At 64.9% G+C, this 26,323-nt stretch carries 24 protein-coding genes and 1 tRNA gene; 13 read left to right on the plus strand and 12 right to left on the minus strand.

From position 1 onward, the window contains the following. Positions 1 to 10 precede the first annotated feature (10 nt). Entirely contained in the window at positions 11 to 1,024 is a 1,014-nt protein-coding gene (locus AC4D6D_RS05610) for a 2-oxoacid:ferredoxin oxidoreductase subunit beta (protein ID WP_491326831.1), read from the plus strand. Here AC4D6D_RS05610 and AC4D6D_RS05615 read toward each other — a convergent pair. Beyond that, positions 1,017 to 1,739 carry a phosphatase PAP2 family protein gene (locus AC4D6D_RS05615; protein WP_491326832.1) on the minus strand — a complete coding sequence of 241 codons (723 nt, stop codon included), beginning with the start codon at positions 1,737 to 1,739 and terminating at the stop codon, positions 1,017 to 1,019. The genes AC4D6D_RS05610 and AC4D6D_RS05615 overlap by 8 nt on opposite strands. 41 nt (positions 1,740 to 1,780) lie before the next feature. Between AC4D6D_RS05615 and AC4D6D_RS05620 the strand changes: the two genes are divergently transcribed. Beyond that, a complete protein-coding gene (locus tag AC4D6D_RS05620; RefSeq protein WP_491327209.1) occupies positions 1,781 to 3,157 on the plus strand; it encodes a cryptochrome/photolyase family protein in 1,377 nt (458 codons plus the stop codon). A 52-nt stretch (positions 3,158 to 3,209) separates the two neighbouring features. Next, a complete protein-coding gene (locus tag AC4D6D_RS05625) occupies positions 3,210 to 4,523 on the plus strand; it encodes a class I SAM-dependent methyltransferase (RefSeq protein ID WP_491326833.1) in 1,314 nt (437 codons plus the stop codon). Positions 4,524 to 4,525: 2 nt separating this feature from the next. Here the strand turns inward: AC4D6D_RS05625 and AC4D6D_RS05630 are convergent, their stop codons facing one another. The 3 genes from AC4D6D_RS05630 to purF are packed head-to-tail and all read right to left on the minus strand — an operon-like array spanning position 4,526 to position 7,144. Further along, entirely contained in the window at positions 4,526 to 4,909 is a 384-nt protein-coding gene (locus tag AC4D6D_RS05630) for a PilZ domain-containing protein (RefSeq protein ID WP_491326834.1), read from the minus strand. A 58-nt stretch (positions 4,910 to 4,967) separates the two neighbouring features. After that, positions 4,968 to 5,699, minus strand: a complete 732-nt coding sequence (locus AC4D6D_RS05635) for an SDR family NAD(P)-dependent oxidoreductase (protein WP_491326835.1) — start codon at positions 5,697 to 5,699, stop codon at positions 4,968 to 4,970. Then, entirely contained in the window at positions 5,696 to 7,144 is a 1,449-nt protein-coding gene (gene purF, locus AC4D6D_RS05640; protein WP_491326836.1) for an amidophosphoribosyltransferase, read from the minus strand. The genes AC4D6D_RS05635 and purF overlap by 4 nt, the downstream gene beginning before the upstream one ends. Positions 7,145 to 7,455: 311 nt before the next feature. Here purF and AC4D6D_RS05645 point away from each other — a divergent pair, with 311 nt between their 5' ends. The 4 genes from AC4D6D_RS05645 to AC4D6D_RS05660 all read left to right on the plus strand — a co-directional run bounded on the left by AC4D6D_RS05645 (position 7,456) and on the right by AC4D6D_RS05660 (position 10,218). Beyond that, the gene (locus AC4D6D_RS05645; RefSeq protein ID WP_147219189.1) at positions 7,456 to 8,697 is read left to right on the plus strand and encodes a lipoprotein-releasing ABC transporter permease subunit; all 1,242 of its coding nucleotides are present in this window, start codon (positions 7,456 to 7,458) and stop codon (positions 8,695 to 8,697) included. Continuing rightward, a complete protein-coding gene (locus AC4D6D_RS05650; RefSeq protein ID WP_491326837.1) occupies positions 8,690 to 9,364 on the plus strand; it encodes an ABC transporter ATP-binding protein in 675 nt (224 codons plus the stop codon). The genes AC4D6D_RS05645 and AC4D6D_RS05650 overlap by 8 nt, the downstream gene beginning before the upstream one ends. A gap of 88 nt (positions 9,365 to 9,452) precedes the next feature. Further along, entirely contained in the window at positions 9,453 to 9,737 is a 285-nt protein-coding gene (locus AC4D6D_RS05655) for a hypothetical protein (protein ID WP_147219193.1), read from the plus strand. Continuing rightward, positions 9,721 to 10,218 carry a glutathione peroxidase gene (locus AC4D6D_RS05660; RefSeq protein ID WP_491326838.1) on the plus strand — a complete coding sequence of 166 codons (498 nt, stop codon included), beginning with the start codon at positions 9,721 to 9,723 and terminating at the stop codon, positions 10,216 to 10,218. The genes AC4D6D_RS05655 and AC4D6D_RS05660 overlap by 17 nt, the downstream gene beginning before the upstream one ends. 17 nt (positions 10,219 to 10,235) lie before the next feature. Here AC4D6D_RS05660 and AC4D6D_RS05665 read toward each other — a convergent pair whose 3' ends face one another. Next, a complete protein-coding gene (locus tag AC4D6D_RS05665; RefSeq protein WP_491326839.1) occupies positions 10,236 to 10,469 on the minus strand; it encodes an RcnB family protein in 234 nt (77 codons plus the stop codon). A gap of 737 nt (positions 10,470 to 11,206) precedes the next feature. Between AC4D6D_RS05665 and dnaE the strand changes: the two genes are divergently transcribed. Next, positions 11,207 to 14,806 carry a DNA polymerase III subunit alpha gene (dnaE, locus tag AC4D6D_RS05670; protein WP_491326840.1) on the plus strand — a complete coding sequence of 1,200 codons (3,600 nt, stop codon included), beginning with the start codon at positions 11,207 to 11,209 and terminating at the stop codon, positions 14,804 to 14,806. Between the two features lie 14 nt (positions 14,807 to 14,820). Here the strand turns inward: dnaE and AC4D6D_RS05675 are convergent, their stop codons facing one another. Both AC4D6D_RS05675 and AC4D6D_RS05680 read right to left on the minus strand, forming a co-directional pair. After that, positions 14,821 to 15,111, minus strand: a complete 291-nt coding sequence (locus AC4D6D_RS05675; RefSeq protein ID WP_147219198.1) for a hypothetical protein — start codon at positions 15,109 to 15,111, stop codon at positions 14,821 to 14,823. A gap of 68 nt (positions 15,112 to 15,179) precedes the next feature. Beyond that, a complete protein-coding gene (locus AC4D6D_RS05680) occupies positions 15,180 to 16,250 on the minus strand; it encodes a PA0069 family radical SAM protein (protein WP_491326841.1) in 1,071 nt (356 codons plus the stop codon). Between the two features lie 100 nt (positions 16,251 to 16,350). On the opposite strand from AC4D6D_RS05680, the gene AC4D6D_RS05685 reads away from it, so the two are divergent. Together AC4D6D_RS05685 and AC4D6D_RS05690 are read left to right on the plus strand one after the other, a co-directional pair. Further along, complete coding sequence (locus tag AC4D6D_RS05685) at positions 16,351 to 16,932, plus strand: TetR/AcrR family transcriptional regulator (RefSeq protein WP_491326842.1); 582 nt, start codon at positions 16,351 to 16,353, stop codon at positions 16,930 to 16,932. A gap of 123 nt (positions 16,933 to 17,055) precedes the next feature. After that, complete coding sequence (locus AC4D6D_RS05690) at positions 17,056 to 17,901, plus strand: TauD/TfdA dioxygenase family protein (protein WP_491326843.1); 846 nt, start codon at positions 17,056 to 17,058, stop codon at positions 17,899 to 17,901. Positions 17,902 to 18,061: 160 nt separating this feature from the next. Here the strand turns inward: AC4D6D_RS05690 and AC4D6D_RS05695 are convergent, their stop codons facing one another. From AC4D6D_RS05695 to cpdR, 3 genes are all read right to left on the minus strand, one after another. Beyond that, positions 18,062 to 19,285: an NADP-dependent isocitrate dehydrogenase gene (locus AC4D6D_RS05695; RefSeq protein ID WP_147219207.1), complete on the minus strand. Its 1,224-nt coding sequence runs from the start codon at positions 19,283 to 19,285 to the stop codon at positions 18,062 to 18,064. A 209-nt stretch (positions 19,286 to 19,494) separates the two neighbouring features. Further along, positions 19,495 to 19,569: transfer RNA gene (locus tag AC4D6D_RS05700), tRNA-Val, on the minus strand. A gap of 137 nt (positions 19,570 to 19,706) precedes the next feature. Beyond that, positions 19,707 to 20,081: a cell cycle two-component system response regulator CpdR gene (gene cpdR, locus AC4D6D_RS05705; RefSeq protein ID WP_147219209.1), complete on the minus strand. Its 375-nt coding sequence runs from the start codon at positions 20,079 to 20,081 to the stop codon at positions 19,707 to 19,709. A 165-nt stretch (positions 20,082 to 20,246) separates the two neighbouring features. Between cpdR and AC4D6D_RS05710 the strand changes: the two genes are divergently transcribed. Beyond that, positions 20,247 to 21,200: an N-formylglutamate amidohydrolase gene (locus AC4D6D_RS05710; RefSeq protein ID WP_491326844.1), complete on the plus strand. Its 954-nt coding sequence runs from the start codon at positions 20,247 to 20,249 to the stop codon at positions 21,198 to 21,200. 346 nt (positions 21,201 to 21,546) lie between these two features. Here AC4D6D_RS05710 and AC4D6D_RS05715 read toward each other — a convergent pair whose 3' ends face one another. Both AC4D6D_RS05715 and AC4D6D_RS05720 read right to left on the minus strand, forming a co-directional pair. Beyond that, positions 21,547 to 22,326, minus strand: coding sequence for a SapC family protein (locus AC4D6D_RS05715; protein WP_147219211.1), 780 nt, complete (start codon positions 22,324 to 22,326; stop codon positions 21,547 to 21,549). A 145-nt stretch (positions 22,327 to 22,471) separates the two neighbouring features. After that, complete coding sequence (locus AC4D6D_RS05720; protein WP_491326845.1) at positions 22,472 to 23,896, minus strand: FAD-binding oxidoreductase; 1,425 nt, start codon at positions 23,894 to 23,896, stop codon at positions 22,472 to 22,474. A gap of 161 nt (positions 23,897 to 24,057) precedes the next feature. On the opposite strand from AC4D6D_RS05720, the gene AC4D6D_RS05725 reads away from it, so the two are divergent. After that, positions 24,058 to 24,663, plus strand: a complete 606-nt coding sequence (locus AC4D6D_RS05725) for a hypothetical protein (protein WP_491326846.1) — start codon at positions 24,058 to 24,060, stop codon at positions 24,661 to 24,663. 206 nt (positions 24,664 to 24,869) lie between these two features. Continuing rightward, positions 24,870 to 26,306: a DEAD/DEAH box helicase gene (locus AC4D6D_RS05730; RefSeq protein WP_147219217.1), complete on the plus strand. Its 1,437-nt coding sequence runs from the start codon at positions 24,870 to 24,872 to the stop codon at positions 26,304 to 26,306. Positions 26,307 to 26,323: the final 17 nt, after the last annotated feature.

Below are 26,323 nucleotides of genomic sequence, written 5' to 3' on the forward strand. Positions count from 1 at the left end.
AGAGCGCATCATGAACGACATGACCCCGATCGAGACCACGCTCAAGGACTGGGAAACCGACCAGGAAGTGCGCTGGTGCCCCGGCTGCGGCGACTACGCGATCCTGAAGGCGGTGCAGCGCACCCTGCCGATGCTGGGGGCGGACCCGAAGAACACCGTCTTCGTCTCCGGCATCGGCTGTTCGAGCCGGTTTCCCTACTATGTCGAAAGCTATGGCTTCCACTCGATCCACGGCCGCGCACCCGCAGTGGCGACCGGCATCAAGCTGGCCAATCCGCAACTCGACGTCTGGCTGGTGACGGGCGACGGCGACGGCATGTCGATCGGCGGCAACCACACGATGCATGTGCTGCGGCGCAATCTCGATTGCCAGATCATGCTGTTCAACAACGAGATCTACGGCCTGACAAAGGGGCAGTACTCTCCGACCAGCCGCACCGGCACGCCTTCACCGACCTCTCCCGCCGGATCGGTCGACCGCCCCGCCAGCCCCTGCGCTTTCGCATTGGGTTCTGGCGCGCGGTTCGTGGCGCGCGGCTACGACGTGTCCAAGGACCTGCCGGAGGTGCTGAAAGCCGCCTACCTCCACAAGGGGGCGGCCTTCATCGAAATCTTCCAGAACTGTATCGTCTACAACAAGGACCGCTTCGACGACTTTACCGACAAGGCCGTGGCGGCAGATCGGCAGGTCCAGTGCCGCGACGGCGAGCCGCTGCTCTTCGCCAAGGGCACCAGGGGACTCGCACTCGATATCGAGACGCTCTCGCTGAAGGTGGTGGATGTCGTCGAGGGAGACTGGCAGGCGGCGGGGGTGCTGGTGCACAATGTCCGCAATCGCGCGCTGGCGCATATGCTGGTGGAGATGCCCTTCGGTCCGTTCCCGATGGCGCTGGGGGTGATCCATGACGATCCGGCGCCGACTTTCGAAAGCGCCGTTATCGCCGAGCGGGAAGGGCTGATCGCGGGCAAGAGCGCCGATCTCGGCAAGCTGCTGGCGCGGGGCCAGACCTGGACGGTCAGTTGACCTTTTCCGGAGCGGTGAGTTCGTCGGCGGCGTGGACCACGGTTGCGGCGGGGCGGTAGAGCAGGGCGCTGGCGAGGAAGGCCCATCCGGCGCCGCCCAGCCACCCGGCCATGACATCGCTCGGCCAGTGGACGCCCAGCCAGACGCGGCTCCAGGCGATGGCGAGGCTCAGCAGCATGGCCGCCGCGACCAGCGTATGCCGCACCGAGGCGCGCGGGCTGAGCGCGGCGAAGGCGAGCGCGAAGGCGATGTAGGACGAGGCGGCGTTGAAGCTGTGGCCGCTGGGAAAGCTGGCCCCTCCGGCCTCGGTGAGGTGCGGCACGATCTCCGGGCGGGGGCGGCCGAACATGGCCTTGAAGGCGACGTTGACGAGGCTGGCGCTCAGCACCGTCAGCGCCAGCAGCACGCCCTCGCGGCGGCAGCGCAGCCAGAACAGCGCGACTACCGCGAAGATCGTATAGAGCTTGAGTTGCAGGAACCCGCCCATGGCGGTGAGGTCGCGGACCCATTCGAGCAGCCAGGGTGGGCCGAGGGGACGCAAGTCGTGGGCGCGCCAGAACAGCAGGCCCAGCCGGTCGAACTGGGCGGTCCTGCCCGCAGGCATGGCCCAGGCGAAAGCCGCGAAGCCGGTCCAGCAGGCGAGCGCGGCGATCAGGGCCTTGCGCGGATCGATGCGATGACGCGGCTTGCGGGGGCTTTCGGGAAAGGCAGGCATTAGCTTAGGGAACGAGCATGAGTGAAAAGCGTTCCGGCAGCATGAATTCCCCTGTCATCGTCTGGCTGCGGCGCGACTTGCGCCTGTCGGACCAGCCTGCCATCGTCGAAGCCGCCCGCCAAGGCCCTGTCGTGCCGGTTTATGTGCTCGACGACGAGACCCCCAAACATCGCCGGATGGGCGGGGCTTCGCGCTGGTGGCTGCACCATTCGCTGCAATGCCTCGATGCGGCGCTGCGGGAGAAGGGCTCGCGCCTGATCCTGCGGAAGGGGCGCAGCGAGGACGTGCTGAAGGCCGTGGCAGAGGAAGTGGGTGCGCGCTCGGTCCATGCCTTGCATCACTATGAGCCGTGGTGGCGCAATGCCGAGAAGGCGGTCGGCAAAGTGCTCGACCTGCACCTCCATCACGGCAATTACCTCGCGCCGCCGGGATCGGTTCTGAATGGATCCGGACGGCCTTACAAGATCTACACGCCGTTCTGGCGGGCGCTGCACGAGCGGCTCCCGCCTGTCGAACCACACCCGCGTCCGCACCGGTTCGAGGCGCCTGCCAGCTGGCCCACCTCGGACGATCTGGCCGGCTGGAACCTGCTCCCCACCAAGCCCGACTGGGCGGGCGGCATGCGCGACATGTGGGAGCCGGGCGAGGAAGGCGCAAAGAAGCGCCTCCACGCCTTCGTCGACGAAGCCTCGGCCTATGAAGCGCAGCGCAACCTGCCGTCGGTCGAGGGCACTTCGTTTCTCTCGCCGCATCTGCACTTCGGCGAGATCTCTCCTTCGCAGGTCTGGCATGCCGTCGCCGACGCGGGCGGTTCGGTGGAGACTTTCCTCGGCGAACTGGGCTGGCGAGACTATGCGCAAAACGTGATCTTGCAATTGCCGGAGTACGGCGCGCGTTCCGCCAAGGAGGACTTCGCACACCTGCACTGGCGCTCCGGGCAGCAGGCCGAGTCGGACCTGAAGGCGTGGCAGCGGGGGCGCACCGGATATCCCATCGTCGATGCCGGGATGCGCCAGCTCTGGCACACCGGCTGGATGCACAATCGCGTGCGGATGATCGCCGCCAGTTTCCTCATCAAGCACCTGCTGATCGACTGGCGCGAGGGCGAGCAGTGGTTCTGGGATACCCTGGTCGATGCCGACTACGGCTCCAATGCGGTGAACTGGCAGTGGTCGGCGGGATCGGGCGTGGACGCGCAGATGTTCGTACGGATCATGGCGCCGCTCACCCAGTCGGAGAAGTTCGACGCTGCTGCCTATATCCGCGAATGGGTGCCGGAACTCGCCGATGTGAGCGACGCGGAGATACACGATCCCTCGCCGGGGCACCGGCCGCGTGGCTACCCCGCCCGGCTGGTCGAACACCGCGCCGGAAGGGAGCGGGCACTGGCCGCCTGGGCTAAGACCAAAGTCAAATGAGCTGCCCGCCTAAGCGATTGCCCGGGGACGATTTACGGATAATATTCGGGGCATGAACGCAGAGGCGCCAGGCAGGGGAGAGGAGCTGGTCGAAGGCGGCCGCTCCATTGGCGTTGGCCCGCAGTGGCTGGCGAAGTTCTGGTCCGGCGGCGTGTCGCGGGTGCTGGGTCGCATCGATGCGGGGCTCGACCGTGGCTCGATCGAGACAATATTGCCCGATGGCGAGACCCGGCTGCTCGGCGGACGGGCGCCCGGTTTTGCGGCCACCGTGCATATCCGTAGTTGGCGCGCACTGCTCCGGCTGGCGACGGCGGGTTCGGTCGGCTGGTATCAGGCCTGGGAAGCGGGCGAGTGGGACAGCCCGGACCCGGTGCCGATCTTCGCCCTGTTCATGGAAAACGCCATGAGCCTCGGCAATGTCGGCCGCGCGCAAGGCCCGTGGCGGGCAATCGCGCGGTTCCTGCACTGGCTGCATCGCAATACGCGCTCGGGTTCCTTGCGAAACATCCATGCCCACTACGACCTCGGCAACGATTTCTACGAGCAGTGGCTGGGCGAGACGATGCTCTATTCCAGCGGTATCTTCCCGCGCCCCGACGGCGGCCCCAATGCGCTCAGCCAGTTCGTGACCGAACTCGACGTGGCCCAGTCCAACAAGATCGGCGCCATTGCGCATCGGCTCGCCCTGCCGGAAGCGGGACGTGTGCTGGAGATCGGTTGTGGCTGGGGTACGCTCTCGGCGTTTCTGGCCGAGACCGAAGGCGCGCGGGTCGATGCCATCAGCCTGTCCGACGAACAGCTCGCCTATGCCCGCCACCGCTGGAACGGGCGGGTGGAAGGCGCAGGAGGACGCGTCGATTTCCTCAAGCAGGACTACCGCGATGTCGGCGGCGCCTACGACGCACCCTATGACGCCATCGTCTCGGTGGAGATGGTGGAAGCGGTCGGCCGCCGGTTCTGGCCCGACTTCCTCGACTGCGTGGCCCGCAATCTCAAGTCCGGCGGCCGGGCGGCGATCCAGTATATCGCCATGCGCAGCGAGATCTTCGAGGCCTATGCCCGGAGCGCGGACTTCATCCAGACTTTCATCTTCCCCGGCGGCCTGCTGATCCACGAGCCGGAATTCCGCCGTCTGGCCGAGGAACGGGGCCTCTCGTGGGAAGATCGGCACGGATTCGGGCAGGACTATGCCCGCACGCTCCACGTATGGCGCCGCAATTTCGACGCGGCGGTCAAGGAAGGGCGGCTGCCCGCCGGATTCGACGAGCGCTTCGTGCGCCTATGGCGCTTCTACCTGATGTACTGCGAGGGCGGCTTCATGGGCGGCGGAATCGACGTCGCCCAGGTCACGCTGGTGAAGGCGTAAGCTCAGGCTTTCCGGTCGCGCAGTTCGCGGCGCCATTGCTCCAGCACAGTGTCAAGGATGATCGGGTTCAGCAATTGCTCGAAGGCGCAGCCGACAAGGCCGTCTTCCCACCAGACTACGCGGGCGGGCAGGGCTTCCATGCTGGGCAGGGTCAGCCAGCAGTAAGTGCCCGGATGGATACGGCTGATCGCCGTAGCCGAGAAGCCGGAAAGCGAGAGATCGCGCACCGCCGTCTGGAATCCCTTGGTTCCGGAAGCCCGGAAACCGGCGGGAATCGAGATGCGCTGGCGAATCGCGCTGCGGTCTTCCTGCGCGGCGAGTTCGTAGATGTCCCGCGGGGCTTTCGTCATCATCGTCCCGAGACCCCCATTTTTGAAGCCTTCCATGGAAGGGGCGACAGATGCCCCGACCATGGCAGGAAATCAGGAATGGGTTACCACAGGGTTAAAATGGGGAGCCAACGGTTTCGCGGTGCCGGGTTTCGAACGGCTCGCCCAGCAGGGCGACCAGACGCTCGGCCACGACTTCGGGCGGCTTGACCGAGGCAGGAGCCTCGCCCGGATAGGCGCGGGCGCGCATGGCGGTGCGGGTGGCGCCGGGATTGACCACGGCGACGCGCACTTTCGCGGTGTTGCGGGTTTCCTCGGCATAGCAGTCCAGCAACGTGTCGCTGGCGGCCTTGGTAGCGGCATAGGCGCCCCAGAACGCGCGGGGCTTTTCCGCGACGCTGCTGCTGAGGCCGATCACCCGGGCATCGTCGCTCTTGCGCAGGAGACCGTCGAAATTGGCGATCAAGGCCTGCGTCGCGAGGACGTTGGTGGTGAGCGCCTTGTTGAAGGCGCGCTGGTCGATATCGGCCACGCTCGTCAGTTCGGGCAGGACCGCCGCGTTGACGACGAGAATGTCCAGCCTGCCCCAGCGCTGCGAGACGGCGGTGGCGAGGCGGGCGATGCCGTCCGGCTCGACCAGATCGACCGGCGCGATCGTCGCCGAGCCGCCCGACTGGTAGATCCGGTCCTCGATCGTCTCGAGCGCCTTGGTGTCACGCCCCGTCAGCAGGACATGCGCCCCGGCTGCCGCGAGCGCGACGGCGGTGGCCGCACCGATGCCCCGGCTGGAGCCGGTTACGAGTGCGACCTGACCTTCGAACGGCTTTCCGCCTGCACTATCGCTCACGCCGCGTTACGCTCCCCGGCGAAGCGGTCGGTGAAGTCCGTCAGCTTGGTGGGGTATTCGCCCGAGAAGCAGGCATCGCAGAACTGCGGGCGCTTCTTGTTGCGCTTGTCCTCGCCGACCGCGCGGTAGAGACCGTCGATCGAGACGAAGGCGAGGCTGTCGGCCTTGATGAAGTCCGCCATGGCGGCGATGTCCATGTTGGCGGCGAGCAGCTTCGAGCGCTCGGGCGTGTCGACGCCGTAGAAGCACGAATGCTCGGTCGGCGGGCTGGCGATGCGCATGTGCACTTCGGCGGCGCCAGCGTCGCGCATCATCTCGACGATCTTCATCGAGGTGGTGCCGCGCACGATCGAATCGTCGATCAGGATGATGCGCTTGCCTTCGACGATGGCGCGGTTGGCGTTGTGCTTGCGCTTCACGTCCGCGTGGCGGGCCGCGTCACCCGGCTGGATGAAGGTGCGGCCGACATAGTGCGAGCGGATGATGCCGAGTTCGAAGGGAATGCCCGACTGCTGGGCATAGCCGATGGCGGCAGGCACGCCGCTGTCCGGAACCGGGATAACGACGTCGGCGAGGGCCGGCGCTTCCTTGGCCAGTTCCATGCCGATCTGCTTGCGCACGCCGTAGACCGAAAGGCCGTCCATCACCGAATCGGGTCGGCTGAAGTAGACGTGCTCGAAGATGCAGGGGCGCGGGGCCGGATTGCCGAAGGGGCGGTGGCTGGAGATCGTGCCCTTGTGATCGACTTGGACCAGTTCGCCCGGCTCGATCGAGCGGATGAACTCGGCGCCGATCACGTCGAAGGCCACGGTTTCCGAAGCGAAGACGGTGGCATCGCCGATGCGGCCCATGACCAGCGGGCGGATGCCCAGCGGATCGCGGCAGGCGATCATGCCTTCCGCGGTCATGCAGATCAGCGAATAGGCGCCTTCCACCATGCGCAGCGCATCGACGAAACGGTCGAGCAGCGTGGGGTAGCGGCTGGTGGCGACGAGGTGGATGATCACCTCGGTGTCGGAGGTCGACTGGAAGATCGAACCCTTCGACACGAGATCGCGCTTCAGCGTCATCGCGTTGGAAATATTGCCGTTATGGGCGATCGAGAAGCCGCCCGCAGCGAGATCGGCGAAGAGCGGCTGCACATTGCGCAGACCCGATCCGCCGGTCGTCGCATAGCGGACGTGGCCCGAGGCCATGGTGCCCGGCAGGGTGTCCAGCTCACGCTGGGAGAACACCTGCGCCACATGGCCGAGGCCGCGATGGGAGTGGAACTCCTCGCCGCTGAAGCTGGTGATGCCCACGGCCTCCTGGCCGCGATGCTGAAGGGAATGAAGCCCGGCCGCAGCGATGTTCGCCGCGTCCTTGGAGCCGATTACGCCGAAAACGCCGCACTCTTCGCGCAGCTTGTCCCCGTCGGCGTCTCGAAAGGGATGTGTCATGTTCATGGATGTCGTCCGGGCTGCCGTCGCGCCAAATCGCCCGCGCATTTGGAGCGTGTTGGCTTCAAATGCAAGGCCCAGCAGCGAAACGCCCGAGAGTCCGTGACGGCGGAGGCTTTGAGCGTCCTTGATGACGGCCTGATGACGAAGCGAAGGGAGCCGAATCGCGCGCCGAGCGTTTGCGGTGCTTCTGTATGCGTCCATTCCGGACACTCCTGTTCATCCTGCCGACACGCGTGTTACCCCATCAGCTTGCCAGCTTTCCGACATGTGCTTAATGCCGGGCTTACCTGCCCGATCTCAGACGGACCCGTCGCTTGATCCTATCCCCTTTCGAATGGACCATCGCCAAGCGCTACATGCTGCCCGGAAAGGGCGAGCGCTTCATCGCCCTCGTCGCCGGCATCAGCCTGGTCGCGGTCATGCTGGGCGTCGCCGCGCTGGTGATCGTGATGAGCGTGATGAACGGCTTCCGCGCCGAACTGTTCGACAAGATCGTCGGGCTCAACGGCCACGCCATCATCCAGGCCTATGGCGGTCGTCTCGACGACTGGCAGGACGTGTTGAAGGATGTTCGCGCGACGCCGGGCGTCACCCATGCCTCGCCGCTGATAGAACAGCCGCTGGTGACGACCTTCAACGGCCGCGTCGAGGGTGTCCTTGTCCGGGGCAATACCGATGACGACCTCGCGCGCCTGCGCGAGAAGGTGAAGGCGGGCAATCTCGGCGAACTCAAGCCGGGCAGCGACAACGTCGCAATCGGGTCGCAGCTCGCTCAGAACCTCGGCGCGCAAGTGGGCGATACGATCACGGTGATGAACCCGCTCGGTCGCTCGACTCCTTTCGGCACGGTTCCGCGCCAGATCGCCTATCGCGTCGCCGCCATCTTCGAGATCGGCATCTACGACTACGACAAGGCCTATGTGGTCATGCCGCTGAAGGACGCGCAGACGCTCATGCTGACCGGCGACACCATCGGCATGATCGAAGTGACCACCAATAATCCCGACAAGGTCGGCGAAATCCTCGCGCCACTCGAACGCCAGCTCAAGGGCCGGGCGATCGTCACCGACTGGAAGACCATCAACGCCTCGCTGTTCGAGGCTCTGGCGGTCGAGCGCGTGGCGATGTTCGTGGTGCTCTCTATCATCGTGCTGGTGGCGGTGTTCAACATCCTGTCCTCGCTGATCATGCTGGTGCGCGCCAAGACCCGCGACATCGCGATCCTGCGGACGATGGGCGCGACCCGGCGCTCGCTGCTCAAGGTCTTCGTGACGACCGGCTTCTGCATCGGCGCGCTCGGCACCGTGGCGGGCGTGCTGCTGGGCATGGTGTTCCTCTATTTCCGCCAGCCCATCGTCCATTTCGTGGAGATCGTGACCGGCCAGAACCTCTGGGACCCTTCGATCCGCTTCTTGACCGAGCTGCCCTCGCGGCCCGATCCGGTGGAGATCGCGGTGATCTGCGTGATGGCCCTGATCTTCAGCTTCCTCGCCACGCTCTACCCCGCCTTCAAGGCGGCGAGCACCGATCCCGTGCAGGTGCTGCGCTATGAATGATCCAGTAGTTCGCCTCGACAAGCTGACCCGCAGTTTCGAGCAGGGCGGTGTCCGCATCGACGTGCTGCGCGGCGTCGATCTCAATGTCCAGCCCGGAGAGATCGTTGCGCTGCTGGGGCCTTCGGGTTCGGGCAAGTCGACGATGCTCCAGGCCATCGGTCTTCTCGAAGGCGGCTTCGGCGGTCGGATCGAGATCGCCGGGATCGACGCCTCGAAGCTCGGCAAGGATCGCCGCGCGGCGGTGCGGCGCGACCATATCGGCTTCGTCTATCAGTTCCACCACCTCCTGCCCGACTTCAACGCGATCGAGAACGTGGTCCTGCCGCAGCTCATCACCGGCAAGTCGCGCGAGGAATGCGAGGCGCGGGCGACCGAGCTGCTCGGCGCGCTCGGCCTCGGCCAGCGGCTCGACCATCGCCCGAGCAAGCTCTCCGGCGGCGAGCAACAGCGCGTGGCGGTGGCCCGCGCTCTGGCCAACAAGCCGCGGCTGGTGCTGGCCGACGAACCGACCGGCAATCTCGATGAGAAAACCGCCGACAAGGTCTTCGCCCAGTTCCTCGAACTGGTGCGCGGGCAGGGCAGCGCTGCGCTCGTTGCTACCCATAACGAGCGTCTGGCTGCGGCGATGGACCGCGTGGTAAGACTGCACGACGGACTGCTGACCTGACGTTCATCGCCTGTCGTTCATCGGGGGAACATCGTCGATGGTCTAAGCGTTTTGGCTATAGAGGCAAGACGCGCGAAAGGAGCGTTTTATGAGCGACTTTCCCACTACCATCCAAGGCCATCCGGCGGGCGAAGGCCCCGGCTGGAACGACAGTGCCGAACTGCACAAGACGGCCGACGGTGGGGGTGTATTCAATGTGTTCAAGGCCATTCGCAGAGATACGGTGGCCAACCTGATCCGCTACGTCATGCATTTGCCCGAAGCGGACCAGGGCAACTATTCCGTCCAGAAGGACGGTGACAGGCTATTGGAAATCGGGGATATACGCCGTCTTTATCGAAGGACGGATTTCCCCCATGGCGTCACCGGCTGACCCTCGCACGATCGCGGATTTCGAAGCGCAATTGCCGGGCGGAGAGACGGTAAGTCTCGCCGAGCGGCTCGGCAAAGTCCTCCTGATCGTCAATACCGCCAGCAAGTGCGGGTTTACGCCGCAATATGCCGGGCTGGAGGCGCTATGGCGCCGGTATCGTGACCGCGGCTTCGAGGTCATCGCTTTCCCCTGCAACCAGTTCGGCGCGCAGGAGCCCAGTTCCGCCGACGAGATCGCCTCGTTCTGCGAGGTGAATTTCGGCCTCTCGTTTCCGCTCATGGGCAAGATCGACGTGAACGGGAATGATGCCGCGCCGCTCTGGACCTGGCTCAAGCGCGAGGCGCCCGGCCTGCTCGGCAGCAAGTCGATCAAGTGGAACTTCACCAAGTTCCTGATCGGCCGCGACGGCAAGGTCGTGCGCCGTTATGCCCCGACCGACAAGCCGGAGCGGCTGGAAAAGGATATCGAGGCGCTGCTTTAAGGCAGCGCCTCGCCCTTTCAGTAGAACGCGCCGTAGATCGCGTCGACGACGCGGCGGCTGCGGCGGTTCACCAGCAGGAGATCGGGACCGTAACGGACCCAGTAATAACCTGCGGGCGGCGGGCCGACGCCGATCATCCCGTAATCCTGGAACAGGTAGGACGACGACAGGAAGATCGCCGGCAGCATCATGTTGATCGACCAGCGGCGATAGCTGTAGCCGCGAGGGTAGCGATACGCCGGAGCTCGCATCGGCCGGAATGTGTTCGGTCGGCCTGCGCCGGGACGATGCGGACGGTTGACGACAGGCGGGCGCTGATGACCTGGCTGGTCCGGACGATTGGCCCCCGGTTGACCGGGGCGGTAGCCGCCCTGCGGAGGTCTGTGGTCATTGCCTGCGCCGGGGCGGCCCGGCTGGCCGTGATTGCCGCCGGGTCGCGTGGGTTGCGGCTGGGGAACCGGCTGCGGCGCGGGCTGGGGCCGATGGCTGCCATCCCCCGGATGGGTTGGTCTTCCTCCGCCCGGTTGACCGGGACGATTGGCGCCGCTGCTGCCTCCGCCACCGGGCGGTCTCGCGCTCTGTCCGTGCGACCCATCGGGCCGGTTTTGCTGCGCCATGGCTGCGAACTCCAAGGGCAGGATGCCTTCGGGTGCCAGCAGGAGAGGGACGAAAGCGAGATAGGCGAACTTCATTCACGCGTCTCCGGAAATGCCATCTGGGCAAAAGACGAAAGCGCCGGAATCGGCGCGGCATGTGCATGAATTCCAAGAGTTCTTGAAGAAGCCGGAACGGAATGTCCGGCAAGGACAGGAACGGGAGGGACCATGAGCCGATTTCCCGTCGGTATCAAGGCGCTCTTTGGGGGAGGGCATGGCGGAGGTGTGGCGACCTCGATCTGCGCCATTTTGGAGGCACCAGTTGCCCTATCCCCCGGCTTATCCCCAGACCCGCCTTGATCGGGCATGGGGGCAATGCCTAAATTCCGCCGATGGCCCACGCACCTTTCGTACCGCTCCGCATCTTCTCCAGTTTCACGATGCTGGACGGCGCGATCGACCCCAAGGCCGCCGCCAAGCTCGCCAAGGAGCGCAATTTTCCCGCCGCCGCCATTTGCGACCGCAACGGTCTCTACGGCGCGCCGACATATGCCCAGGCCTGCAAGGGTGCCGGGGTGCAGCCGATCGTCGGCACTTTCCTTGCAGTCGCGCGTCCCGGTGCGGCGAAGCAGGGGCAGGATCGCCCGATCGACTGGCTGGCGCTCTTCGCCCAGAACGAGGCGGGCTGGCTCAACCTGTGCGATCTCGTCAGCCGCGCACACCTTGACCGACCGCTGCATCTCGAAGCCCATGTCGAACTGGACGACTTGCGCGGCCACACCGACGGTCTGATCTGCCTGACCGGCGGCGGCGAGGGAGCGCTCGCCCGGCTCTACGCGGCGGACCGGGTGGAAGCCGCGGAAAGCTATTGCGACAGCTTGCAGGCGCTGTTCGGCAACCGCCTCTACATCGAGATCGCGCGCACCGGCGACGCGGCGGAGGACGGCAGCGAGGAAGACCTCATCGCGCTCGCCTATGCCCGCGACATTCCGCTCGTCGGCACCAATCCCGCGCAATATGCCGAGGCGAAGTTCCACGCCGCGCATGACGCCATGCTCTGCATCGCCAATTCGACCCAGGTCGATGCCGCCGACCGCCCGCGTTCCTCGCCAGAACGCTGGGTCAAGCCGGTCGAGACGATGCAGGAAATGTTCGCGGACCTGCCCGAGGCGCTGGCCAATACGCTCGTCGTCGCGCAGCGCTGCGCCTATATGCCGCCGCGCCGCAAGCCGCTGCTGCCCAGCCTCGCTGGCGACCTCGAAGGCGAGGCGCGGATGCTGGCGGACAATTCGCGTGCCGGTCTGGCCCAACGGCTGGCGCCCTACTGGCCGGACGTCACCGAAGCCGAACTCGACGCCGCCATGGCGCTACAGGGCGAGGCGCGTGAGGCGGCCTACCGGGAACTCGCCGAACGCGGCGTCACCGAGGATTTCCTCGACTATGCCAAGCGCCTCGATTTCGAGGTGCAGATCATCGTCGGCATGGGCTTCCCCGGCTACTTCCTGATCGTGGCCGACTTCATCAAGTGGGCCAAGGACAACGACATTCCGGTGGGGCCGGGCCGTGGTTCGGGCGCAGGTTCGCTGGTCGCCTGGGCGCTGACCGTGACCGACCTCGACCCGCTCAAGCTGGGCCTGCTGTTCGAACGCTTCCTGAACCCGGAACGCGTCTCGATGCCAGACTTCGACATCGACTTCTGCGAAACCCGGCGCGGCGAGGTGATCCGCTACGTCCAGAGCAAGTACGGGCACGATCACGTCGCCCAGATCATCACCTTCGGCAAGATGAAGGCCCGCGCGGTGCTGCGCGACTGCGGCCGCATCCTGCAGATGAGCTATGGCCGGGTCGACAGCCTCTGCAAGATGGTGCCCAACCATCCGACCGACCCCTGGACCCTGACCGAGGCCCTCCATGGGCGCAAGCAGCACGGCGTGACCAAGGACCCGCCGGTCGCCGAATTCCGCCGCGAATACGATGTCGACCACGAGGTGAAGCGCCTCGTGGACCTTGCCGTGCAACTGGAAGGCCTGCCGCGCAACTCGTCCACCCACGCGGCGGGCGTGGTCATCGGCGATCGTCCGCTGGCGCAGCTGGTGCCGCTCTACCGCGATCCGCGCTCCGACATGCCGGTTACGCAGTTCGACATGAAGTCGGTGGAAGACACCGGCCTCGTGAAGTTCGACTTCCTCGGCCTGAAGACGCTCTCGGTGCTGAAGAAGGCCTGCGACCTGCTGGAGCGGCGCGGTATCTCGATCAACCTCTCGACCCTCGCCTGGGACGATGCGGCGGTCTACGAACTGCTGAAACGCGGCGATACGGTCGGCGTGTTCCAGCTCGAATCGGAAGGCATGCGCCGCACGCTGGCGGCAGTGAAGCCGACCAATTTCGGCGACATCATCGCGCTCGTCTCGCTCTACCGACCGGGTCCGATGGACAATATCCCGCTGTTCGGTCGCCGCAAGAACGGGCTGGAATCGATCGAATACCCGCACGAGAAACTCTCGGGCATCCTGAGCGAGACTTACGGGATCTTCGTCTATCAGGAACAGGTCATGCAGGCCGCGCAGATCCTGGCGGGCTACTCGCTGGGTGACGCTGACCTTCTGCGCCGCGCCATGGGCAAGAAGGTCCAGGCGGAAATGGACAAGCAGCGCCAGCGCTTCGTCGACGGTTGCAAGGACGTTTCGAACATCGAGGCGGCCAAGGCCAACGAACTGTTCGACTTGATCGACAAGTTCGCGGGCTACGGCTTCAACAAGTCGCACGCTGCAGCCTACGCCCTGCTCGCCTATCACACGGCGTGGTTCAAGGCGCATTACCCGCACGAATTCTACGCTGCCTCGATGTGCTTCGACATGCACCAGTCGGAAAAACTGGCGATCTTCGTGGACGACGCCCGCCGCAACGGCATCCAGCTCGCTGCGCCCGACATCAACATGTCTGAAGCCGAATTCTGCGTCGAGGAAACGCCGGACAGCCATGCGGTGCGCTATGCGCTGGCGGGCATCCGCAATGTCGGCGAAAAGGCAATGGACGCGCTTGTCGCCGAGCGCGAGGCGAACGGCAAGTTCGTCAGCCTTGACGACGTGTTCCGGCGTGCCCCGGCCGGATCGATGAACCGCCGCCAGCTCGAAAGCCTGGCCGCGGCAGGTGGCTTCGACGGGCTGGAGCCGAACCGCGCCAAAGTCCTCGCCAATGCCGACACGCTACTGGCCGAGGCCGACCGTTCCTCGCGCGAGCGCAATTCGGACCAGAACAGCCTGTTCGGCGGCGACGACCATGTCGAGCAGGGCCTGCGCCTCGTCGAGGCCGAACCCTGGAACCGCACCGACCAGATGGCCAAGGAGCGCGAAACTTTCGGCTTCTACTTCGCCGCCCACCCGGTCGAGCAGTATCGCGCGGTGGCTTCGGCGAACGGCGCGCGGACTTATTCCAGCCTCATGACCGGCGGCGGGGCCGGGCGCACCGGCGGGGTGATGGCGGCCATGGTCGAGAGCGTCCAGAAGCGGAAGACGAAGCGCGGCAAGGACTTCGTCATGGCGGACTTTTCCGACCAGTCGGGCAACTTCTCGGCCTCCTGTTTCGAGGAGAGTCTGGTCGAGAACTTCGTGCGCTGGTCGAAGGAAGGGGCCTGCGTGCTCCTCACAGTCGAACTGGACAGCCCCAGTCCCGACGAGCCGCCCCGCGTGACGGTGCGCGGGGCAAGGCCGCTGAACGAAGTGAAGGCCGATGCGCGGATGCTGCTGACGCTCGATATCGATCGCGTCGATGCGGTGCAGGAACTGGCGATGCTAATGCGTGCCGGAGCGCCGGGCTGCGGCGAAGTGGTGGCAACGCTCGATCTCGGGGAAGGGCGCAAGCAGAAAGTCCGGCTGGGCCGGGACTTCGCGCTCGACGGCGATTTCGCGGAGCATCTGGCCAGCGTGGCGGGAATATCCAACGTGTCGCTGATTGCGCGGCGCGGTCCCGAAGGCTTGCGCCGCGCCGCCTGATCGGGTGGAACGCCTTAGTTGCCTTGATCGTCCTTGAGATTGTTCGAGGCGTCCTGCGCGGCGTCGCCTACTTTGTCGGCTGCATTGCCGACGCTCTGGGCGGCTCCGGCAATGGCGTCGTCCTTTGCCGTCTCGCTCTTCGTGCCCTGACTGAACAGATAGATCCCGCCTGCTACCAGGATCAGCAGGATCAGCGCCATGATCATTCCGGTCGCCCCGCTCGATGATCCGCGCTCACGAATGATCGTGGTCGTCGTCGTGGGGGCTTCCGGGGCGCGCTCTACTTTCGCGGGTTCATCGGTCATGCCGTCCTCCTGTCCTGTTTTCGTCGTTGGGCAGGGAAACGCCTGAGCGGGCGTTCGGTTTCTGGCAGCTATAGCAGCGAGAGTTGGCCATCCAGCGAGGGCCTGCGGAAACCGGAGCTATCGAGCACATGGGCGGGACGGGAAAATCCCATGCGCGTCATGGCCAGCCGGAAGCGGTGCCGGAACAGGTCCGCCCAGACACCTTGCGGGCGCATACGGGTGAAGAAGTTCGGATCGTTGTCCTTGCCCCCGCGCATCGACTGGATCGTCGCCATGACCTTGCCCGCGCGGTCGGGGAAGTGGGCCTCCAGCCATTCGCGGAACAGCGGCGCGACTTCGTGGGGCAGGCGGATCATGATCCAGGTCGCATGATGAATGCTCTGGTCCAGCGCGGCCTTTAGTATTTCCTCCAGATACTGGTCGGTGATCGAGGGAATGACCGGCGCGATCGAGACATGGGCCGGTACGCCTGCCGCTGCCAGCCTGCCGAGCGCCGCGATGCGCTTGGCCGGCGCCGCCGCGCGCGGTTCCAGCAGGCGTGAAAGCGCCGGGTCCATGCTCGTCACCGATACGGCCACGGATATGAGGCGGAACCGGGCCATTTCCGCGATCAGGTCAAGGTCGTGCAGTACCCGGTCGGACTTCGTGGTAATCGAGACCGGGTGACGCGTTTCCAGGCAGAGTTCCAGCACGCTGCGAGTGATTCGATAGCGTCCCTCGATCGGCTGGTAGGGGTCGGTATTTGTGCCCATGGCGATGGGGGCAGGACGATAGCTAGGTTTGGCGAGCGCCGCGCGAAGCAGCCGCGCCGCATCGGGCTTGGCGAAGAGCTTCGTCTCGAAATCGAGGCCGGGCGAGAGGTCGTGATAGGCATGGGTAGGCCGTGCGAAACAATAGATGCAGCCGTGCTCGCAGCCGCGATAGGCGTTGATCGAGCGATCGAAGGGAATGTCGGGGGATTTGTTGAACGACAGGATCGAGCGCGGATGTTCCTCGGTAACCGTAGTGGCGGGGTGGCGGGCAGGACCGTCGATGTCTTCCATCGCATCCAGCCAGTCGCCGTCCGCCTCCCGCTGGGGGAGGTTGAAGCGCTTGCTCGCCTGGCCGCTGACGGCGCCTCTTCCCTTGTGGATTCGCATCCCGCAAGAATGAACAAAAAGAGAACAAATGGCAAGGCGGTCCGCCTTGGTTGATCTTGGAAGCGGCAGGTCTTAGGCAGACGCGCGAAAAGGAGATCCGATGGCAGGCGCAGCACGCAGGATAGGGGCCGAGACATCCGCGACGCGGGCGCGCATCGTCGAGGCGACCGTCGAACTCATTCGGGACGAAGGCTATGCGGCCGCCAGCACGCGGCGCGTCGCCGCACGGGCAGGTCTCAAGCCTTCGCTGGTGCACTACTATTTCCCGACAACCGACGATCTGCTCCTCGAAGTGTGCCGCCAGGGTGCGGCGGACAGCGACCGGATGATCGAGGAGGCGCTGGCCTCGCCCGATCCCGTCCGGGCGCTCTGGGGCTTCTTCGTCGATACGAGCCGCACGGCGATGTCGCTGGAATTCATGGCACTGGCCAACCATCGTCCCGCCGTTCGCGAGAAGATGGCCGAGCACAGCGTCGCCATGCGCAAGCGGCAGGTCGAGATTCTCGAACGCCTGCTGGGAGATCGCATGAAGGCAGTGGAAGGCTTCGATCCGGCTGCGCTCGCGGTGGTCCTGGCTGGAATCGGCCGCTGCATCGTCATGGAGAAAGGCCTCGGCGTCGAAACCGGGCATGAGCAGGCACGCGCCCTCGTCGAGGGCTGGCTCGACCGTCTCAAGCTCTGACTCCGCGGCAGCGATTGATCGCGGCCCTTTTGCCTGCGCCTCTTTGAACAGGCGTTCAGTCCGTGGTATCGTCTCCCGTGAGCCGCTTATCCAGCGGCCGAACCTGACGGGAGAGTTGGAGACATGTCGGTCGAGACCCAGACCAGGCTGAAGGCCGAAGAGATCAAGCCGAAAATCGGCAGCCGCGTGCTGAATACGAAAGAAGAACTGCTCGGCGGAGAGATCGCCACGGAAATCCGCGAGCTGCTGGAAGCGCGCGGGGTGCTGGTATTCCCGCAAGTGAACTTCACCGATGAAGAGCAGGTCGCCTTCACCAAGACGCTCGGCATTTTCGCGCCCGAGCGCAAGGGGGGCGAGGAAGTGATCTCGAAGATCACGCTCGACGCCAGGGAAAACCCGATGGCGGCCGAGTACCTCAAGGGTTCGCTCTACTGGCACATCGACGGCACCCGCAACGACGTGCCGATCCTGGCCTCGCTGCTGTCGTGCCGGGTGCCGAGCCCGCGTGGCACCGGCAATACCGGTTTCGCCAATACGTATGCGGCTTTCGAGGACCTTCCGGGCGACAGGCAGGCCGAGTACGAGCAGTACCGCGTGGTTCACGGCCCCTGGGCCAGCCTCTTCTACTACGAGCCGGAACCCAGCCTCGCCAAGTTGCAGGGCTATGCCCAGATCGGGGAGCAGGAACTGCCGCTCGTGTGGAAGCACAAGTCCGGGCGCAAGAGCCTGGTGATCGGGTGCACCGCAGCACAGGTGGTCGGCAAGTCCGCTCTGGAAAGCGCGATGATCATCCATGGTCTGCGTGAATGGGCGACCGGCCCGGAATTCACGTACAGCCACGAATGGGAAGTCGGCGATCTCGTCATGTGGGACAACACCGGCACGATGCACCGCGCCGAGGCCTATGACCCGACTTGCGGGCGCATGATGCACCGCACCAAGCTCGAGGGCGAAGAGCCTTTCGAGTAAGCGGACGAGGTTCGGGCGCAGGGGGCGCCGTCAGTGAATCTTACAGGCTCGCCGAACTTCGTTTCGGCGGGCCTTTTTCATGGTGGCATTTGGCCAAAGAAAAACCCCCCGCCTTGCGGCGGAGGGTCTTCTTCGAACTCGGTTCCAATCAGGCGGAGGCTCAGCCCCAGCTTGCCATCTTGGTTTCGAGGTTCTTGACGATTTCCTCGAAGAACTGCTCGGTGGTCATCCAGTTCTGGTCCGGACCGATCAGCAGTGCGAGGTCCTTGGTCATCTTGCCGCTTTCGACGGTTTCGATGCAGACCTGTTCCAGCGTCTCGGCGAACTTCACCACTTCCGGGGTCTCGTCGAACTTGCCGCGATAGGCGATGCCGCGCGTCCAGGCGAAGATCGAGGCGATCGGGTTGGTCGAGGTCGCCTTGCCCTGCTGGTGCTGGCGGTAGTGACGGGTCACGGTGCCGTGAGCGGCTTCCGCTTCGACGGTCTTGCCGTCAGGCGAGAGCAGGACCGAGGTCATCAGGCCCAGCGAGCCGAAGCCCTGGGCAACGGTGTCCGACTGCACGTCGCCGTCGTAGTTCTTGCAGGCCCAGACGAACTTGCCCGACCACTTGAGCGCCGAGGCGACCATGTCGTCGATCAGGCGGTGTTCGTAGACGATCTTGGCTTCAGCGAACTTTTCCTTGAAGCCTTCGGTGTCGAACACTTCCTGGAACAGATCCTTGAAGCGGCCGTCATAGGCCTTGAGGATCGTGTTCTTGGTCGAGAGGTAGACCGGCCAGCCGAGATTGAGGCCGTAGTTGAACGAAGCGCGTGCGAAGTCGCGGATCGATTCGTCGAGGTTGTACATCGCCATGGCGACGCCCGGAGCCGGGAAGTCGAACACGTCGAGGTCGATCTTCTCGCCGCTCTCGCCGTCCCACACCAGGCGCAGCTTGCCGGGGCCGGGGATCAGGGTGTCGGTGGCCTTGTACTGGTCGCCGAAAGCGTGGCGGCCGACGACGATCGGGTCGGTCCAGCCCGGAACCAGGCGGGGCACGTTCGAGATCACGATCGGCTCGCGGAAGACGACGCCGCCGAGGATGTTGCGGATCGTGCCGTTGGGCGACTTCCACATCTTCTTGAGGTCGAATTCGGTGACGCGGGCTTCGTCGGGGGTGATCGTCGCGCACTTCACGGCAACGCCGTGTTCCTTGGTGGCGTTGGCGGCGTCGACAGTGATCTGGTCGCCGGTCTCGTCGCGCTTCTGGACCGAGAGGTCGTAGTACTTGAGATCGATGTCGAGGTAGGGGAGGATCAGCCGTTCACGGATCCATTCCCAGATGATCCGCGTCATTTCATCGCCGTCCATCTCGACGATGGGATTCTTGACCTTGATTTTTGCCATTCCGGAAAACTCCCCTGGAGATGAGAATTGGGGGTCTCTTAGGCAGGCGGGGGGCGGCTGGCAAGGCGGGTTGCGGCCCGGCCGCCCGCTTTGCGCGGCGGCGGAGTTGCACCGCTTGCATGGTCGGGAGCGATCACGGCGGCGATGGAAAATCGCGCCGGCCGGAAAGAGAAAGCCCCGCTAAGTCAAAGACTTGCGGGGCTCTCGAATGGTGGGCGTAGCAAGGATTGAACTTGCGACCCCTACGATGTCAACATAGTGCTCTACCACTGAGCTATACGCCCGCACCATTCGGTCAGTCCGTTGCGGCTCCGTAGTGCCGCTCGGTGGAGTGGGCCTCTAACGGTGAGGCCGGAGGTTGGCAACCGGTTTTTTCAAAAAAGTTTCACGAGCCTGTGGGTAGCTCTGTGGATAGCCGGAATTACAGCCGGACATGCTCGGAAAGGCCGAAGAGGCGCTGAACTTCCATAACGATATCACGCAGATGGAAGGGCTTGGACAATACCTTGGCATGCGGAGCCTCGCGGCCCGCGCGCAGCGATACGGCGGCGAAACCGGTGATGAACATGACTTTCGTCATCGGGGAAATTTCGGCGCAGCGCTGCGCCAGCTCGATTCCATCCATCTCGGGCATGACGATGTCCGAGAGCAGGAGGTCGAAATGTTCGTTCTGGAGATAAGGCAGGGCTTCGGTTCCCCGGTCCACCGCCAGCACTTCGTAGCCGGCGTTCTCCAGGGCGCGGGCCAGATAGGTGCGCATGGCCTGGTCGTCTTCGGCAAGCAGGATGCGGATCATCGCGTTTTCATGTCCAAATTCGTTGATGGCGTGTCGTACGCTGGTACGGGCGCTCCTATGAGCCAAGACATATACCTTGTCCGGTTAAAATTCTTGTTCGGAATGTTTACCTGACCGGGAACGGGACGCTTTGACAGGGGCATGCGAAAGGGCCAGCTTGAAGATATGATCGATCCTTCGGGCGATAATGATTCGCAACAAGGTTCCGGCGGGCGTATTCCCGATGCCCCCGGCATTCCCGCCTTCGTTCTGTCCGGGCAGGAGCCTTCCCCCATACCCGTGCTGATTGCGGTGCCTCATGCAGGCAGGGCCTATCCTGCGCGGTTGCTGGACGGAATGCGCAAGCCCGGTGCGGTCTGCGTCAGGCTGGAGGACCGCTTCGTCGATCGGGTCGCCCGAGGAGTGGCGAGGGCAACCGGCGCGCCTCTGCTGCTCGCCCAAGCGCCGCGCGCCATGATCGACCTGAATCGCGCGCCGGACGATATCGACTGGGAGATGGTGAAGCGGGCTTCCCCCACCGAAGGGCGTCGCCCGCTGCCCAGTCGCCGCGTGCGGAGCGGCCTGGGCCTCATTCCGCGCCGTCTTTCCGGTTTCGGCGAGATATGGCGGGGGCGCCTTGAAGAAGCCGATCTGCGCGCGCGTATCGACCTTGTCCACGAGCCTTATCATGCGGCGCTGTCGCGCGCGCTGGCCGGGCTGTGCGATCGGTGGGGAGCGGCCTTGCTGCTCGACCTTCATTCGATGCCGCCGCTCGTGCCGCGTCCGGGTGGCGAGCCTGCCCGGTTTGTCGTCGGGGACCGGTTCGGGGCGAGTTGCCACGGCAGTCTTGTCAGCACCGCCTTCTCGCACTTCGCGGCTGAAGGCTGGGAGGCGGCGCACAATCGCCCTTATGCCGGAGGTTATGTGCTGGACCGACACGGCGCACCCGGCGAATCGATCCATGCCATGCAGCTGGAAATCGACCGCAGCTGCTATCTCGATTCGCAGCTTCTGGATCCAGGGGCGGGGATGGAACCGATGATCGATCTGGTGTCGGGCCTGGTTCGGCGACTGGCTGCTACCGTCTGCGAACTCGCGCAGGGGTCGGGTGGCAAGCGCTGGGCGCAGGCGGCGGAATAGTCGTGGGGCAGGATGCCAACGCGTCCTGCCGAAGCCTCGAGGACACTGATATCGCGGGGAATGCCTGCCTGTGCGGCGGGCATTAAAAAACCACCTCGCGCGATGCGCGAGGTGGCCAAGGTTCAGGGAGGAGGTGCACGATGTGCACCAGCCTGACCGGGCCATGAGGGTAGCGCCGATCAGGTAGCCCTAACATAGCAACCCTGATGGCACATTCAACCCCTAGAATGAAGCAGGCGACATATGTTTTGCAAGCGCGTGTTTGAAGAGCGTCGCATAATGGCGCGGGGGTGTGACAAAATTGTCATAAACCCCCGCCCCGAACATGTTCGCCTGCCTTATTCCATCAAACGGCGGCCTGAACCTGCGGGCCCTTGCCCTGCGAGACCTGGCGGCCGAAGATTTCACGCACGAGATCGAGCGAGAACAGGTGGGCGTAGATCAGCGGCAACATGCCGTTCTGGTTCCACTGGCGCAGCACGTCACCGCGCACTTCGCGCAGCTTGGTCTCGTCGACCATCTGGAAGCCGCGATAGGTGAAGGGCTGACCGGTGCCGATGTCGATGTTCAGCTCGCCGTCCATCAGCAGGTTGTGCTTGGCCAGTTCCGCCATGAAGTTGGCGGTCTTGGTGCCGGCGATCTCGAAGTTCTCGCAGAACTGGAGCATGTTCTTGGTGGTGTCGGTCGGCTCGGCCGGATCGGCGTCGGTGAACAGGGCTTCACCGTCGTCGCCTTCGCCCACCAGGTCGCTGGTCGGGTCGACGCAGAGCGACAGCTCTTCGGCATCCGGACGCAGGCGGGCCAGCATGAAGGGATAGCGGCGCGCATAGGCCGGGATGTAGACCGGCGTGTTCACGGTGCCGTCTTCATCGACGTAGACGTTCACGCCTTCGTTCATGCCCATCAGGATCAGCGGCACCGGGTTTTCGCCCGCGGTGAAGATGATCGGGAAGTGACGCTGGGCCTGCGGGAATTCCTCGACCGTCAGCGGGATCGAGTTCACGCCGACGAGCCAGGTCGCCTTGTCGGTCGAGCGGGTCTTCCAGGTGGCGTGCTGCTGCGAATTGAGCGGCACGAGGTCCTTGTAGAACAGGGGCAGGGCAGGATTCTGCGGCACGGTGGCCATTGCGTTACTCTCCGCAAGACAGGGAAATTTTTGAAGGCGACGCTTTAGAAGCTGGACGGGTCCCGCGCAAGCGCGCTGACCCGTCGGAACGAGGATATTGCGCGAGTCGGGCCAGAGGTTGTCCGATGCCCGCGAATCCTTCCGCTCAGATCAGCTTTCCGGGGTTGAACAGGCCCTTGGGATCGAGCGCCTGCTTGACCGCGCGCAGCATCGACAGCGCCACCGGATCGCCGAGGCGCGCCAGTTCGTCCCGCTTGAGCTGGCCGATGCCGTGCTCGGCGGAAATCGAGCCGCCCCATTCGGTGACGAGATCGTGGACGTAGCGGCTGATCGTCTTGCCCTCGTTCGCCTGCCAGGCCGGGCCGTCGGTCACGTTGGGGGCGATGACGTGGTAGTGGACGTTGCCATCGCCGAGGTGCCCGAAGGCGATCGCCTCGGTGCCGGGCCATTTCGCCTCGATCATCGGGATCGTGGTTTCCACGAAGTCCGGCATCTTCTCGACCGGAACCGAGATGTCGTGCTGCACGGCGGGGCCGCGGGCGCGCTCGGCAGGGGAGATCGATTCGCGGATCAGCCACATGGCCTCGGCCTGGGCCTCGCTGGCGGACATCGCTGCGTCTTCCACGAGTTCCGCCTCGAAGGCATCCGCCATCATCGCCTCGCAGCGGTCGCGCAAGGTGGCGGCGGACGAGCGGTCGGCGACGACTTCGATCAACACATGCCAGGCATGGGCCTCGGCCAGAGGCGCGCGGGCATCGGGCAGATGATCGAGAACGGCTTCGAGACAGGCCTGCGGAAGGACCTCGAAGCCCTCCAGCGCCTCGCCTACCGCTGTCTCGCAATGGAGCAGCAGCTTGCGCGCGATCCCGAGCGAGGGAACGCCGGCCCAGATCACCACGCGCTCCGCCACGGCGGGCAGGAGTTGCAGGGTCGCGGCGGTTACCACGCCCATCGTGCCTTCGGAACCGATCAGCAGCTGCTTGAGGTCGAACCCGCGATTGTCCTTCTTGAGCGGGGTCAGCATCGAGAAGATCTGCCCATCCGGCAGCACTGCCTCAAGTCCCAGCACCAGCGCGCGCATCGAGCCGTGGCGCAGGACCTGGGTGCCCCCGGCATTGGTGGAGATCAATCCGCCGACCGTCGCCGACCCCTTGCCGCCGAGCGACAGGGGGAAGCGCAAGTCCTGCGCCTCGGCCGCCTCGTGCAGGGTCTGGAGCACGACACCGGCCTCGCAGGTGACTTGCCGGGCCTCGGTGTCGAGCGCGCGAATCGCGTTCATCCGCCGCAGCGACAGGATTAGCGCGGCGCCGGAGGCATCGGGCGTGGCGCCTCCCGACATGCCGCTGTTGCCGCCTTGCGGAACGATCGGAACGCCGTACCGGGCGCAGAGCCGCACCAGCCCCGCCACTTCCTGCGCATTGGCGGGGGAGGCGAGGGCGAGCGTCTTGCCGGTATAGCGCCCGCGCCAGTCGGTGAGCCAGGGCGTCAGCAGGTCGGCATCGGTCGTCAGTCCGCGCGGACCGAGGAGGTCGAGAGCTTCGGCGAGGAAGTCGGCATTGTTCGTCGTCATGAGAGCGCTATGACACAGGCGCGAAAGGGTTTCATCCCAGCAGTTTGCGGGATATCGCCTTCCACGTGCGTTGTGCCGAGTTAAGCGCTGGTTCAAGCTCTTGGTTTAACGCCAGGTGATCGTGGGCTAGCTGAACCTGCATCCGGGGACCGTTTCTTTTCATGAATCTCGCTTCCGTCCTGCTCTATCCCTTTGCGCTGCTGCTGCCTGCAGTCGGCCTGGGCGGTGCGCGCACGAAGCATGACGATCGCCGGGAAGTCACGGCCGCGCCCGCAGTGCCGGAACAGCAGGGCTATGTCTGGCCCGAGGAATTGCCCGATTCGCCAAGCGCCCTGCCTTTTGCGGTAGAGGCCTTCACGCATGTCGAGCCCGACAGCGCATGGCAGGTGCGAATCGAGCAGCGCATGACGATTCGCATCACCCCGCGCGCGCAGATGCCTTCGCCGCCGGATATGCTGATGGGCATGCCGGGGCGGGGCGATGCGCCGCGCTATTCGGAGCGAAAGATCGGCAAGTGCCTGCCGATGTCGGGCATCGCCGGGGTTCAGCCCGACGGTCAGAGCCGCCTCCTGCTGTTCATGCGTGATCGCCGGGTGGTCGGCGCGGAGCTTGAGCGCGGCTGCCGGGCGGGGGCATTCTACTCGGGCTTTCTTCTCTCGCGCACGTCGGATGGGCAGCTTTGCGTCGATCGCGACGAATTGCTGTCGCGCAGCGGAACGACCTGCAAGCTGACGCGCATCCGCCAATTGGTGGTGGCCGGTCGCTGAGAGGAGATAACGCCGGTTTGTCAGGCCGAATCGCCATGTATGCGCGGATTTCCTTGACTTCTGCGGGATTTTCCGCATAGGCGGCGCGCAGGTGTACGATTGGCATGCGCGTGGATCGATTGATTCGTGGCTCGCTGCCGCGCCGCGACATTTTCGAAGTACCCCGTATTTCTCGCAAGACTCCTGCCAATGAGACCTGTCTGTCTATGAACTTTGCCGATCTCGGCCTTTCCGACGAATTGCTGCAAGCGGTGGAAACCGCGGGCTACAGCGAACCGACTCCGATCCAGGCGCAGGCGATTCCGCCGGTCCTGATGATGAAGGACCTGATCGGTATCGCCCAGACCGGCACCGGCAAGACGGCCAGCTTCGTGCTGCCGATGATCGACATTCTCGCCCACGGCCGCCGCCGCGCGCTGATGCCGCGCTCGCTCATTCTTGAGCCGACGCGCGAACTGGCCGCCCAGGTTGCCGAGAATTTCGAGAAGTACGGCAAGAACCACGACCTCAAGATGGCGCTGCTGATCGGCGGGGTGCAGATGGGCGACCAGCTCAAGGCCCTGTCTGCCGGCGTCGACGTGCTCATCGCCACGCCGGGCCGCCTGATGGACCTGTTCGAGCGCGGCAAGATCATGCTGACCGGCTGCGAGCTGCTCGTCATCGACGAGGCGGACCGCATGCTCGACATGGGCTTCATTCCCGATATCGAGACGATCTGCTCGAAGCTGCCGACCAACCGGCAGACCTTGCTGTTCTCGGCGACGATGCCGCCGGTCATCAAGAAGCTGGCGGATCGCTTCCTGTCGAACCCCAAATATATCGAAGTCGCCCGCCCGGCATCGACGAACACGAATATCGTCCAGCACAAGGTGGCCGTGCAGACGCGCAAGAAGCGCGAAGTCCTGCGCCACCTGCTGCGCAACGACAACGTCTCGACCGCGATCATCTTCGCCAACCGCAAGACCACCGTGCGGGAACTGGCCAAGAGCCTCAAGGGCCACGGTTTTGCCGCGGGCGAGATCCATGGCGACATGGACCAGCCGGCACGTCTGGCCGAACTCCAGCGCTTCAAGGACGGCACAGTCAACATTCTCGTCGCTTCCGACGTCGCCGCGCGCGGTCTCGACGTGAAGGGCGTGAGCCACGTCTTCAACTTCGACACACCCTGGCACCCCGACGACTATGTGCACCGCATCGGTCGTACCGGCCGCGGTGGCGCTTCGGGCCGGGCCTTCACGTTCGTGTCGCCGGAAGATGCCGAAGCGATCGAGAATGTCGAGAAGCTGACCGGCGGCAAGATTCCGGTCTACGAAATGCCCGCCGCCGAAGCGGCCGAGGCACCTAAGGCCCGCATTCGCGAGGAAAAGCCCAGCATTCGTGAGGAAAAACCTCGCCGCGAGAAGCGCGAGCGTGCACCGGTTCGCGAGGAACGTTCCGCACCGCGCGAGGAACGTCAGGAATCTCGCGAGGAACGTCCTGTCTTCCGCGAAGAGCGCGCACCGCGCCGCGAAAGCCGGGGCGACGAGCAGCGCCGCGAGCGCCGCGCGGACGGCAACCGTTCGCGCCGCCGCGAGGAAGAGCCTGCGGATGACGGCTGGAACGGCCCGATCCCCGAATTCCTGAGCGTTTCGGCTCTGGCCTGAGGCCTGTTCAGGGACCG

The sequence above is a fragment of the Novosphingobium sp. BF6 genome, assembly GCF_058273105.1.

Coding starts and splice junctions, on each gene's coding strand:
- AC4D6D_RS05620 (WP_491327209.1), top strand. CDS start 1,781: ATGAATTCCCCTGTCATCGTCTGGCTGCGGCGCGACTTGCGCCTGTCG.
- purF (WP_491326836.1), bottom strand. CDS start 7,144: ATGAACATGACACATCCCTTTCGAGACGCCGACGGGGACAAGCTGCGC.
- AC4D6D_RS05725 (WP_491326846.1), top strand. CDS start 24,058: ATGAATCTCGCTTCCGTCCTGCTCTATCCCTTTGCGCTGCTGCTGCCT.
- AC4D6D_RS05710 (WP_491326844.1), top strand. CDS start 20,247: ATGATCGATCCTTCGGGCGATAATGATTCGCAACAAGGTTCCGGCGGG.
- cpdR (WP_147219209.1), bottom strand. CDS start 20,081: ATGATCCGCATCCTGCTTGCCGAAGACGACCAGGCCATGCGCACCTAT.
- AC4D6D_RS05625 (WP_491326833.1), top strand. CDS start 3,210: ATGAACGCAGAGGCGCCAGGCAGGGGAGAGGAGCTGGTCGAAGGCGGC.
- dnaE (WP_491326840.1), top strand. CDS start 11,207: ATGGCCCACGCACCTTTCGTACCGCTCCGCATCTTCTCCAGTTTCACG.
- AC4D6D_RS05675 (WP_147219198.1), bottom strand. CDS start 15,111: ATGACCGATGAACCCGCGAAAGTAGAGCGCGCCCCGGAAGCCCCCACG.
- AC4D6D_RS05720 (WP_491326845.1), bottom strand. CDS start 23,896: ATGACGACGAACAATGCCGACTTCCTCGCCGAAGCTCTCGACCTCCTC.
- AC4D6D_RS05665 (WP_491326839.1), bottom strand. CDS start 10,469: ATGCGAGCTCCGGCGTATCGCTACCCTCGCGGCTACAGCTATCGCCGC.
- AC4D6D_RS05730 (WP_147219217.1), top strand. CDS start 24,870: ATGAACTTTGCCGATCTCGGCCTTTCCGACGAATTGCTGCAAGCGGTG.
- AC4D6D_RS05690 (WP_491326843.1), top strand. CDS start 17,056: ATGTCGGTCGAGACCCAGACCAGGCTGAAGGCCGAAGAGATCAAGCCG.
- AC4D6D_RS05610 (WP_491326831.1), top strand. CDS start 11: ATGAACGACATGACCCCGATCGAGACCACGCTCAAGGACTGGGAAACC.
- AC4D6D_RS05695 (WP_147219207.1), bottom strand. CDS start 19,285: ATGGCAAAAATCAAGGTCAAGAATCCCATCGTCGAGATGGACGGCGAT.
- AC4D6D_RS05615 (WP_491326832.1), bottom strand. CDS start 1,739: ATGCCTGCCTTTCCCGAAAGCCCCCGCAAGCCGCGTCATCGCATCGAT.
- AC4D6D_RS05680 (WP_491326841.1), bottom strand. CDS start 16,250: ATGCGAATCCACAAGGGAAGAGGCGCCGTCAGCGGCCAGGCGAGCAAG.
- AC4D6D_RS05630 (WP_491326834.1), bottom strand. CDS start 4,909: ATGGAAGGCTTCAAAAATGGGGGTCTCGGGACGATGATGACGAAAGCC.
- AC4D6D_RS05650 (WP_491326837.1), top strand. CDS start 8,690: ATGAATGATCCAGTAGTTCGCCTCGACAAGCTGACCCGCAGTTTCGAG.
- AC4D6D_RS05655 (WP_147219193.1), top strand. CDS start 9,453: ATGAGCGACTTTCCCACTACCATCCAAGGCCATCCGGCGGGCGAAGGC.
- AC4D6D_RS05660 (WP_491326838.1), top strand. CDS start 9,721: ATGGCGTCACCGGCTGACCCTCGCACGATCGCGGATTTCGAAGCGCAA.
- AC4D6D_RS05715 (WP_147219211.1), bottom strand. CDS start 22,326: ATGGCCACCGTGCCGCAGAATCCTGCCCTGCCCCTGTTCTACAAGGAC.
- AC4D6D_RS05685 (WP_491326842.1), top strand. CDS start 16,351: ATGGCAGGCGCAGCACGCAGGATAGGGGCCGAGACATCCGCGACGCGG.